The 1,684-nt window shown below is 63.3% G+C and carries 1 protein-coding gene; it reads left to right on the top strand.

All coding sequences use genetic code 11. From position 1 onward, the window contains the following. Positions 1–141: 141 nt before the first annotated feature. Entirely contained in the window at positions 142–1,335 is a 1,194-nt protein-coding gene (locus FSO04_RS45680) for an IS91 family transposase (RefSeq protein WP_154567994.1), read from the top strand. The last annotated feature ends 349 nt before the right edge of the window (positions 1,336–1,684 follow it).

The raw sequence follows: 1,684 nt of genomic DNA, 5'->3' as shown, positions 1-1,684 counted from the left end.
GCAAATGTGCTGCAGCACATTTGCGTTATCTCAAGGTCGCGACCAGCACAATCTGCGCGACGACCAGCCCATTCGACCGGCTGCCCCCAAACACTTCACAGACCTCACCCGAAACGCCGGCTGACCACGTCTGAGCCCCCGATGAAGGCCAAGCTGGAACTGGCGGACATCCTGCACCGTCACGGCCCGGCATATCGGCATCTCCACGCCGATTCGCTCGACCGCGAGCAGCGTCGTGTCATGCGTGCCATTGAGCAGTGCCGCACAGCAGCCCTGGGCGGTCACGTCGAGCAGTGCGACGCCTGCGGACACCAGCGCATCGCCTACAACTCGTGTGGCAACCGGCACTGCCCGAAGTGCCAGTCGCTCGCCCGCGCAGAATGGCTCGACCATCGCCAGGCAGACCTGCTGCCCGTTCCGTACTTCCACGTGGTGTTCACCGTGCCGCAGGAAATCTCGGCCATTGCATTCCAGAACAAGCGCACCGTCTACGACATCCTGTTTCAGGCGACCGCCGAAACGCTGCAGACGATCGCCGCAGACCCAAGGCATCTCGGTGCCACGATTGGCTTCATCGCGCTCCTGCACACCTGGGGGCAGAATCTGGTGCACCACCCGCATCTGCACTGTGTGGTCCCTGGCGGCGGCCTTGCTGCCGACGGCACGCGCTGGGTGGCCTGTCGGCCTGGTTTCTTCCTGCCTGTCCGCGTGCTCTCGCGCCTGTTCCGGCGACTGTTTCTCGAACGGTTGCAACGCGCATTCGATGCCGGTGCACTGGGTTTCTTCGCGTCACTGGCTCATCTGTCCGAGCCCGGCGAATTTGCCCGCTATCTGTCGGGTCCGCGTCATAGCGAATGGGTCGTCTATGCCAAGGAGCCGTTCGGCGGTCCGCAGCAGGTGCTCGACTATCTCGGCCGCTACACGCACCGCGTCGCGATCTCCAACCACCGCCTGCTCAGTCTGACCGACGAGCACGTGACATTTCGCTGGAAGGACTATCGACATCCAGGTAGGCCACGCGCAATGCGCCTGCATGCTCACGAGTTCCTGCGCCGCTTCCTGCTACACGTACTGCCGCAAGGGCTGCAACGGATTCGTCACTACGGGCTGCTCAGCAACCGGTTGCGCGCGACCCGCATTGCCGCATGCCGGCATCTGCTTGGTGCACCTCCTGCCGAAACGCGCGTGATACCCAGATCTGATTACCGCGACCGTTACGCGCAGTTGACCGGCCGATCACTGCGCGACTGTCCGGTCTGCAAACACGGCCACATGGTCTGCGTCGAATGCCTCCTGCCTGGCGCGTCACCCCGGGCACCGCCGAACCACCCATGAAGCCCGAATCGCAATCGCCGACAAGCCGGAACCGACGCGTCCTCACGGGTCGGCTGGACGCGCATGTCCATTGTGGTTCCATCCTGCCTGCCCCGTCCGGCGCAACCTGTTCGCTAACCCCGACGACCGCATGTTCTTGCCGAACCATGCACCCAGACCCTGCGGTATTCGCGCTTCGAGCCCCGCATCCGATCGCTACGACCATCGCCACGTTGATTCAATACCCATAGCCACCGACTGTGGAGCGGTTTAGCTCAACGAATTGTTAGCGGAACGGGAACGGCTCGTCCGCCGTGCCTGCGACCAACTCATTGCGCCGTTCCCGTTCCGCTAACAATCCTCTGGGTTA

The organism is Paraburkholderia madseniana, from assembly GCF_009690905.1.
GTDB lineage: Bacteria > Pseudomonadota > Gammaproteobacteria > Burkholderiales > Burkholderiaceae > Paraburkholderia > Paraburkholderia madseniana.
This window is presented reverse-complemented; position numbering and strand designations above follow the sequence as displayed.

Coding starts and splice junctions, on each gene's coding strand:
- FSO04_RS45680 (WP_154567994.1), top strand. CDS start 142: ATGAAGGCCAAGCTGGAACTGGCGGACATCCTGCACCGTCACGGCCCG.